This is a genomic window from Staphylococcus sp. HMSC34G04 (assembly GCF_001838765.1).
Classification (GTDB): domain Bacteria; phylum Bacillota; class Bacilli; order Staphylococcales; family Staphylococcaceae; genus Staphylococcus; species Staphylococcus epidermidis.
Genome location: NZ_KV838687.1, coordinates 1 through 8,650, shown reverse-complemented (window position 1 = coordinate 8,650; position 8,650 = coordinate 1). Strand labels below are relative to the sequence as shown.

Genomic DNA, 8,650 nt, shown 5'->3' with positions numbered 1-8,650 from the left:
TTGCCTTTAGTTTAATGATTGGTTGCCTTTAACATTTCAAATCCGTTGTCACTCTAGGACTCATTTGAGTCCTAAAAAGGTTTTAAAAAAGATTTATAAAAAGATATTAAAAAGTTCGGGGCAATTTGCCCCTCACAAATTCAAAAGACAAAAAGGAAACCAACCACATTTGTGGTTGGTTTTTATTATTAAAAACAATAAGTAATATAACTTTGATGCATTATTCCAATTGCTTTATTGACATTGAGCCTCTGAACCCTTAATAAACCTTAAAACTGTCGACTCGTCGGTTTCATAGCTCACGCTATACCGACATTCGTCGAAACAGTTTAATTAAGGGTTCTTCTCAATGCTCAATAAATTTTCTCGGCATAATAGCGATAACTTATTTTTTATTTTTATCTAAATTTGTTCCAATGACTAAACCAATCGCAGCACCAAAACCTGCACCTAGAGGTCCTAAGAAAACAAATAAAACACTAGCTAAAATGATCATTTGTGCTAAAGTATTAGAATTATCTTTTAACCATCTACGCATAACCAATCTCTCTTTTTAATAAAACACATTATAAGGTAATTTTAAGCTTTATATAACGCTTTCACAATAAAACCTAGGTTTCGGTTAGATATTGTTATTAAATGCTCTTATACGCTCTTAAAATGGCATATATAAGCATGCCAAAGAATACATAAGGGACTAGGTAAAAAATAACAATCAGATAACGCCATGCTGAATGACCTGTTTTGAGTATATGATTGATCCATTCGTAAAAATGATGGACACCTAATAAGTCGCCTAAGGGACTTAATACCATAAAAGCGATCATGACTAAAGCGACAATGAAAAACATCGCTGTGATGCCTTTCGTTAACTTGTTTAAGGCTTGATCGTATTGTTGAATCGCTGTTTCGTTAGCTTTCATACGTTCATCAATCATTCTTTTATAGTCATTATTTTCTTTTGCGAGTGTTTCTTTTTGATTTTTACATTCTGTGAGTAGGTCAGTCGTTTCTTGTTTAACATTACTTAATTCTTCTTGTATAGCTGATTGAAAATCTTGTTTTAAATTGTCAGTATCAATGCGTTGAATATAGTGTTTCGCTGTACTGATAAATCGTTTTTCGGTTTTTTGCGTTGCTTGATTAAAGTTCGAGGCCGTGGTCTCGATCGTCGTTAATAATTGTTCGTGACGCTTGTTTCGCTCGTTCTCTCTCTTCTCGATCTCTTCGAGCCTTTTCATCAGCAAGTCTTGCTGATTCTGCAGCTTGTCGGCTACGCTCAAGCTCATTTGTGTCTTGGGCGAATTGGTCCCAATCTGATTGAGTGACGCCTGTATCTCGTTCAGTTGCTTCATCACGGTTTGAAGTTGGTCGTTTGAGCTGGCATTCGGTGTCTGAGTCTCGTTCTGTTTGTTGTTGGCGTTGTATTTGTCTTTCAAAGCCATCTTCGATACCTCCTTTATTGTAATCTTCGCCGAGTTTACGTCCACGCACCTTTTTATCTTCGGCTAAGTGTCGATAGGTAATGCTTTTGGGTGTGACACGTTCAATTTCAATACCATGTTGGTTTAAATGATCTTTGAATTCATCCATATTGGTGGCTTGTGATTGGTCTATCGCCTCTCTAATCTCATCTTTCCATGAATATTGGGCTGTTGATTTCGTATTAGGGTCAGCAATCGCTTTTTCTGTCTGCGTATAACGTAAGCGTGCTGTGTCCTTTTCTGGCACGCTTAAACCATGTTCCAGGCAAACCTCGTCATTGAAATCTCTGACATTACGTAAGGCTTGTTTATTATTATTAAATTTCTTACCTGTTTCGAGGTCAATTGAATTGATTACAATATGATTGTGTACATGGTCTGTATCGGCATGCGTATAGACCGCTACTTGATGATTCGGTGCGAGCTTTTCAGCGAGTGCTAAGCCTAATTGATTACATTGTTCGGGCGTGACTTCGCCAGGTTTAAACGATTGGATTATGACATGTCCTTGATTGCCATCGGTTTTACCATATAATTCACGTGAAGCTTTAAAACTCGATTTCGCATAGTCGACATCACAATTTAAGCCGCTTTTTTCAACGGCTCGTTTCTCAGCATAATTAATGGCCCGTGATGTTGATTTGGTGGAACTTAATTTAGTTGTTGCCATTGGTATCACGCTTTTTTTGTTTAGGAATAAAATGATCAATTAAAAGGCCACCGAAAGCACAAAATAAGAAACAGATGGTGATAAACCACCATTGTTTTAGGAATGAAAAATTAAAAAATAAAGTTAAAATCATTAAAGATATAACAGTTAAAATCCAAATGCTAAATAGCAATCTTCTTAATTTAGTTTGTTCCATACCTCATCTAACCTTTCACGTAATTCGCTGATATTACGTTCTAATGCTTTATAGTTCGGTGCTTCATGTTGGTGTTGGTTGCAATATTTTGCAATCTGATTGGCATTAGCACCTAATCTACTTAAATCTTTGGCTATCGATTGTCGCGTTGTTTTATCTAATTTAGGTGCGACCAATCGAGATCCCTGTGCCTTTTTCTTAACGAAAGAAGGCACACTCATATTTAAAGTTTCAGCTGACTGTTTCAACTTTAAATATTCGGATTCGCTCACACGAAAACTAATTTGTTTCGGCTCCTTACGGTTGGGTTTATGGTTTTGCCCAACAGTTTCATCGCTAGCCACAAATGTGTTTTGTTCGCTCATACATCCCACCACGCTTTCTACGAAAGATAACTCCTTAATATAATTTTACTTTACAGGGTAAAGCAAAATTAATCAAGTCGTTAAGTGGTTTGGCAAGCATTGGCTTTGCTAGCCACTAACGTGGTAGAGACGCCAGCTTGTTGGGGATAATCCCCAAGCCCCTTATGATTTTTTCTGACGAAAAAATAGTGGCTAATTGATAGCCACTATTAATAAATAAAAAGAAGTATTATTTGTTATAAATATATTAATTAGGTTCATATTTAGTCTTTAATATTTTTAATAAAAAAGGTAATAATGCTAAAAAGAGTGTTATTGATGCAAATAACCATGCATGACTTGACCCTTCTATGAGTTTATCTGAATTTGATGAATTACTGATAAATAATGAAGTAACTGCTGTATAAAAAGCAATACCTATATTTTGAACCATTCTTTGTGTAGCTCCAGCAGTACCTTGCATATCTTGAGATACAGTTCCCATTATTGCTGAAGTATTAGACGGTAGGAAAAAACCTCCTCCTATACCATATATTAGTAATAATAAGCTTATTGTCACTGGATTTAATATATATTGTAATAATCCTAGGCTTGTATATGCCACAATCATAATAATTAGTCCTGTAGTCATTAATACAATATTGCCAATGCGAGAAATTAATTTACCAGATATTTTTGAAGTAAGTACTAATCCTAAAGGAGAAGTAAGGTTAACTAATCCTATTTGCCAAGATGAAAGATGATTAATCTTTTCTAAAATATATGGAGGAATTATAAAACCTAAAGATGTTGTACCTCCAAATACAAATATTGCAAATATTGGAGATGAAAATGATACATTCTTGAATAAACGTAAATCGATGATAGGATGATTTGTTTTTAACTCCCATATAATAAATAGGCAAAAAGAAACAATAAAGATTAGGAAATTGCCATATACTGATATATTAAAAATTGAGTGATAAGACCAAGATGTTAAACTTATTAATAAACAAAAGATAGATAGAAATAATAATGAATTTCCACGTATATCTAAATGGATAGACGTACTTTTTTGCTCTTTAATATATCTTTTTAAAAATAAACAGCCGATTAAACCGATAAATATAAAGGGAATATTGATCCAAAATATCCATCTCCAATTACCTACAGATATTAAAAGACCTCCAATACTTGGACCTAAAACAGGACCTATTCCTAATAGAATACTTAACGTTCCTAACGCAGAACCTTGTCTATTTTCAGGAATGGTTGTAGTAATAATAGCCGTAGCAGTTCCTTGTAACATTGCTGCACCTATACCTTGTAAACCACGAAAAACGATTAATTGTATGACGTTGTTTGAAAAACCGCATAAAATAGAAGCTATTAAAAAAATAGTTAATCCTAAACTATATATATTTAAACGACTGTATTTATCGCTTAGTCTCCCAAATATTATAATTGTGCCTGTTAATAATAAAGTATATAGTGTGACACTCCAAGTAATAAAAGAAGTATCAACATTAAAAGATTTAGATAAAGTGGGTAATGCGACATTGATAATTCCGCTATCAAGGGTGGATAAAAACATTCCTATTCCTGCTGTAAAAACAACTAAATGATCGAAATACTTAGAAGAATTCATCTATAATACCTCCTCATTTAACTAATTTAATCATACCCATATAATATTTCGCTTAACACCGAAATATTATATGGGTATGATTAAATTGTACTAACAGAAAGGGTGTATTATATGTATGAAAATTTTTCTGATAATATCCTCCTTATTGGACATAAGACACGTTTAACTATGTTAATTGAATTATCTAGTGGCATAGCTCTTCCAGCTGGAGAATTAGCTAAATTAGCTGGTGTAAAACCTCAAACAGCTAGTGAACATCTTTCAAAACTAGTAGAAGCTAATTTTATTTCAGTTAATACATGGGGACGACATCGCTATTATAAAATTGATAATGACAAAGTCATTGATGCAATCAATGCTTTATCTGTTATATCTCCTCCTATGAATAGCAAATCGTTAAAAGAAACAACAAAAAAAGAAAAGTTGTCGTATATACGCACTTGTTATGGTCATATTGCTGGGAAAATAGGGGTTAAATTTACTGAAGCTTTATTAGAAAATGATTATCTTAAAGAAAAAGAAGAATGTTATAAATTGACTCAAAATGGAAAAAATTGGTTAAAAAAAATTGGAATGGAAACAGAAAAAAGCATGTATTCTAAATCTATTCCAAAGCATATAGATTGGACTGAAAGAAAAAATCATATGGCAGGACCGGTTGCATTACAAATAACTGAAAAAATGATCGAATTATCTTGGATAGAGAATAGTGAAATTAATCGATGTCTTAATTTAACCAAAAAAGGAAAAAGTGCTTTCAAGACATATCTAAATATGAACATCCCATAATAAAAAAGCGAAATATTTTGACAAATAAAGCGCTTTTATGATTATGTACTTATTGAAAGTGTATTAAACCACTTATATTTTAATTTTTTCTGTGTCGAGTGATGTAGTTGTTATAAATTATTATATTTTGGAGGTTCATAATGAATTCTAAAGTGATTAAATATACTGCAGATTTTGATGAAAAACGATATTGGGAAAGAGTTAAGCGAAATTTAGGTTGGTTAGGAAATACTGATGAAGAAGCCGAAAAGCGTCAAAATAAAATTAGTGAAGTGGTAATAGGCATTGCCGGTTGTGGTGGTATAGGTGGTGCTGTAGCCGAAAGATTAGTAAGATTAGGAGTTCGTCATATAAAAGTAGCAGATCCAGATTATTTTGAGCTTTCTAATATTAATAGACAATTTGGTGCATCTTTGGATAATCTTGGAAGAAATAAGGCAGAAGTAGTTGGAGAATCTATATTTAATATTTCAAGAGATGTAAATGTTGATGTTTATCCTGAAGGTATTAATAATAATACTGCTGATGATTTTGTAGAAGGTTGTGATTATGTTTTAGATAAAATTGAATTATTTGAATTAGAAGCTCGCTATGCATTACATAGAGCTTTTCAAAAGAATGAAAGATGTAAATTTATGTTAACTGTGCCAGTATTTGGTCATAGAGCTTTCTTCTTTAAATGGACTAAAGATTCAATGTCAGCTGAAGATTATTTTGATATCAAGCCAGGTTCAGAGCTAGATGAAAAAAATACAAGAAAAATAGTTTATTCTCTTTTTCCAGAATACCCTCAATTTCCATCCAAAGAAAGATTAGATGATTGGTTAATTAATAATAAAGAATGCCCTATCTTTGCTGGATGTCCCCCTTTAGCTCAAGGTCTTTTAGTAGAAAGATTGAGTTTTGAAATAACTGGTCTGAAAGATATTCCAGAATATAAAGAATTACCGTCAACTCCAAGTTATTCTATGTTTGATTCAGCCTCTTGGGAAACAAAAATTGTAGAAAGAGAGGAAAATAAAATTGATTAATAACTTATTATCGATGAAGAATGTGAATCTTACTGATATTAATACTATTTTTGAAAAAGCAGATTATTATGAAAAAGCTTTAAAAAATGGAAAAGTAATTAAGGATTTAGAAGGTAAAATTCTTGCTACGCTTTTTTATCAACCAAGTACCAGAACTAGAATGAGTTTTACAAGTGCCATGTATCGATTAGGTGGACAAGTCATAGATATGGGTGGACCTAAAGTAGCACGCACTGATGATTATTTTGACGAGAGTATGTCAGATACTATTAAATATATTGAACAGTATTCAGACATCATGGTTATGCGTCATTTTCAAAATTATACTGTTGAAAAAGCATCGAAGATCACCCATATTCCTATGATTAATGCCGGAGATGGAACAAATGAGCACCCTACGCAAGCTTTATTAGATTTATATACGATGACAAAAGAATTAAATGGTTTAGAAGATAAAGTTATAGGAATAGGTGGAGATATTAATTGTAGAGTGATTCGTTCTATTGTTATAGGTCTAGAAAAATTTGATATTAAGAAAATTATATTTCTATTGCCAAATGGAGAAGAATTAAATAGCGATATTTTAAATTTATTAAAAAACACTGATTATTCTATAGTCCATAATGTAGAAAGAGTATTAGAGCAAGCAGATATATTAGATATCATACCATTTGAACTTCCAGATTTTAATTCTGCTTATTCAGAAAAAGTTGATGAAAAATCATCATTAGAAAATAATTTGATAGTATCTAAAGAAAAGTTTAATGATAAGAATAGAATCCCTATTCTAAGTCCTGGACCAAGAGAAGCTGAACTTTCTTCAGATACAGACGACATGGATAATGTGATATTTACTAAACAAGCATATAATGGTTTATTAATAAGAATGTCTCTTTTATATTATTTTTTACACTGATTAATAGCTATTTATAAAATGAATACGCTATACAAAAGCACTACCCATAATACGTAATTATGTTAACTAATCACAAAGGCACAAACACTGATATGACGGTGTTTGTGCCTTTGTGTCCGGATTATCGATTATACAACTTTTATACAGTCCCACAACCACACGTTTTCATGCATTTTCATCAATAACACTTTTGTATCTTTATTCAGTTATCAATGTCTAAGTGTTGCATACTGTATGCGTGCATACATATCATGTGAACTCGTGCAGTATAGAGAAATTTTGTTATACTAAAAAAGCACTTCCTGTGCAGAAGGGAGGTGTCACATACAATGATAATCTTGCTATTTGTATTAGATAAGCTCATTTTTCCAATTATTGTTGGGTATGTTCTTTATCTATTACAACAAGAACATAAGTAAAAAGAAACCCCCAGCCGGCACGCTGGGGGTTTTCACATACAATGATATATCTGCTATTTGTTACTTTCAGTATATCCTTTCTTATGCTTTTTGTAAAACAATCTCGTTGTATATGGTTGTTTTTCGTTATTTTTCTCTATTCTTCCCAATCCACTTTAAGTTGTTTTAAAAAGGCTTCTCGTTCTTTCTCTAATTCTGGATCATACTCATTTTTTGTTTGTTTTTCATATGTGCGTTCTTCTAACCATTTCGGCGTTTTTTCACGACTTATATATTGTCGTGACTTACCTATATTTACCATTTTTGGCTGTCGTTTATTGTGAATACGTTTCTCAGCGTCAAATGTAAACTCTAGCCATTCAATTTTACGTCCTTTTTTCGCTTTTATTTTATTGATATTAAGGTTATTAAAAATAAAGCCTAATTCTTTAATGATAGGGGCTAATACTTTTTGATTAATATTTGTCATACGGTAACTATTAGGAATGTCTAGCCGTTCTCTAAAATCATCAATTTTAATTTTTACATAGCCAGTATGTTTATACTGTTTAAGTATTCTGAACATATGCTTAGAATATGTAGATTTAAGGTGTGTCATTTCTCGAAGTTCAAATTTAGTGAAGTTACTAGTTAATGAATTAATAATATGTTCTAAATCTGGATTAACACCAATAGCCACATACTCTTTATCTTTATAAATTTCTACTTTAGTAAAAAGAATAAATTTTCTAATAACATTCTCAGTTTCTTCTCTATATGTTAAAGAGAAGACTTTGTCATAGAATTTTTCTAAATCTTGAATAAAAAGCTTTTTATCATGACTATAGTAATTACTTAATTCTTTTAATTCTTCAAATGGCACATTAACAGTCAAATTGCCTTTATCTTTTAATTTATTACACAAAGTAAAAAATAGATTAACTTCGGTATTATTAAATTTTCTCAATGGAACTAAATTCATATCATTTTTATATACTACTGTTTCTCCACTCAACTAACTCCACTCCAATCTAAAAGAAACCTTTATAGAATAAAGGTTTCTTTTAACTTTAATTATAAATACTTATAATTGCTAGTTTATAAACAATAATAACATAAAAAAACCTAATATAAAAAAAGTTCCTTTAGTTTAATGATTGGTTGCCTTTAGTTT

General features: G+C 31.6%; 9 protein-coding genes. 3 read left to right on the top strand and 6 right to left on the bottom strand.

Features of this window, described 5'->3' with window-relative positions; all coding sequences use genetic code 11:
- Positions 1-385 precede the first annotated feature (385 nt).
- The 5 genes from HMPREF3241_RS12895 to HMPREF3241_RS00370 all read right to left on the bottom strand — a co-directional run bounded on the left by HMPREF3241_RS12895 (position 386) and on the right by HMPREF3241_RS00370 (position 4,342).
- Positions 386-538 (bottom strand): hypothetical protein, encoded by a 153-nt coding sequence (locus HMPREF3241_RS12895; RefSeq protein WP_170081020.1) that lies wholly within the window; start codon positions 536-538, stop codon positions 386-388.
- A gap of 97 nt (positions 539-635) precedes the next feature.
- Positions 636-1,241, bottom strand: coding sequence for a mobilization protein (locus HMPREF3241_RS13070; protein WP_316604491.1), 606 nt, complete (start codon positions 1,239-1,241; stop codon positions 636-638).
- A complete protein-coding gene (locus tag HMPREF3241_RS00380; protein WP_070853375.1) occupies positions 1,144-2,154 on the bottom strand; it encodes a relaxase/mobilization nuclease domain-containing protein in 1,011 nt (336 codons plus the stop codon). Before HMPREF3241_RS00380 ends, HMPREF3241_RS13070 begins: the two co-directional genes overlap by 98 nt.
- A 177-nt stretch (positions 2,155-2,331) precedes the next feature.
- Positions 2,332-2,715: a plasmid mobilization protein gene (gene mobC / locus HMPREF3241_RS00375; RefSeq protein ID WP_064582418.1), complete on the bottom strand. Its 384-nt coding sequence runs from the start codon at positions 2,713-2,715 to the stop codon at positions 2,332-2,334.
- A gap of 247 nt (positions 2,716-2,962) precedes the next feature.
- Positions 2,963-4,342 carry an MFS transporter gene (locus HMPREF3241_RS00370; protein WP_002477847.1) on the bottom strand — a complete coding sequence of 460 codons (1,380 nt, stop codon included), beginning with the start codon at positions 4,340-4,342 and terminating at the stop codon, positions 2,963-2,965.
- Between the two features lie 111 nt (positions 4,343-4,453).
- Between HMPREF3241_RS00370 and HMPREF3241_RS00365 the strand changes: the two genes are divergently transcribed.
- The 3 genes from HMPREF3241_RS00365 (at position 4,454) to HMPREF3241_RS00355 (ending at position 7,078) form a co-directional block, all read left to right on the top strand.
- Complete coding sequence (locus HMPREF3241_RS00365; protein ID WP_002486794.1) at positions 4,454-5,131, top strand: ArsR/SmtB family transcription factor; 678 nt, start codon at positions 4,454-4,456, stop codon at positions 5,129-5,131.
- A 140-nt stretch (positions 5,132-5,271) separates the two neighbouring features.
- On the top strand, positions 5,272-6,162 hold the full coding sequence (locus HMPREF3241_RS00360) for a ThiF family adenylyltransferase (protein WP_002486791.1): 891 nt from the start codon (positions 5,272-5,274) through the stop codon (positions 6,160-6,162).
- On the top strand, positions 6,155-7,078 hold the full coding sequence (locus HMPREF3241_RS00355) for an aspartate/ornithine carbamoyltransferase family protein (protein ID WP_070853374.1): 924 nt from the start codon (positions 6,155-6,157) through the stop codon (positions 7,076-7,078). Before HMPREF3241_RS00360 ends, HMPREF3241_RS00355 begins: the two co-directional genes overlap by 8 nt.
- A 555-nt stretch (positions 7,079-7,633) precedes the next feature.
- Here the strand turns inward: HMPREF3241_RS00355 and HMPREF3241_RS00350 are convergent.
- Positions 7,634-8,491, bottom strand: a complete 858-nt coding sequence (locus tag HMPREF3241_RS00350) for a replication initiation protein (protein ID WP_070853373.1) — start codon at positions 8,489-8,491, stop codon at positions 7,634-7,636.
- Between the last annotated feature and the right edge of the window lie 159 nt (positions 8,492-8,650).

Bases quoted from the DNA above. Each gene is read 5' to 3' on its own strand.
- HMPREF3241_RS12895 (WP_170081020.1), bottom strand. From the start codon at position 538: ATGCGTAGATGGTTAAAAGATAATTCTAATACTTTAGCACAAATGATC.
- HMPREF3241_RS13070 (WP_316604491.1), bottom strand. From the start codon at position 1,241: ATGAAAAGGCTCGAAGAGATCGAGAAGAGAGAGAACGAGCGAAACAAG.
- HMPREF3241_RS00380 (WP_070853375.1), bottom strand. From the start codon at position 2,154: ATGGCAACAACTAAATTAAGTTCCACCAAATCAACATCACGGGCCATT.
- mobC (WP_064582418.1), bottom strand. From the start codon at position 2,715: ATGAGCGAACAAAACACATTTGTGGCTAGCGATGAAACTGTTGGGCAA.
- HMPREF3241_RS00370 (WP_002477847.1), bottom strand. From the start codon at position 4,342: ATGAATTCTTCTAAGTATTTCGATCATTTAGTTGTTTTTACAGCAGGA.
- HMPREF3241_RS00365 (WP_002486794.1), top strand. From the start codon at position 4,454: ATGTATGAAAATTTTTCTGATAATATCCTCCTTATTGGACATAAGACA.
- HMPREF3241_RS00360 (WP_002486791.1), top strand. From the start codon at position 5,272: ATGAATTCTAAAGTGATTAAATATACTGCAGATTTTGATGAAAAACGA.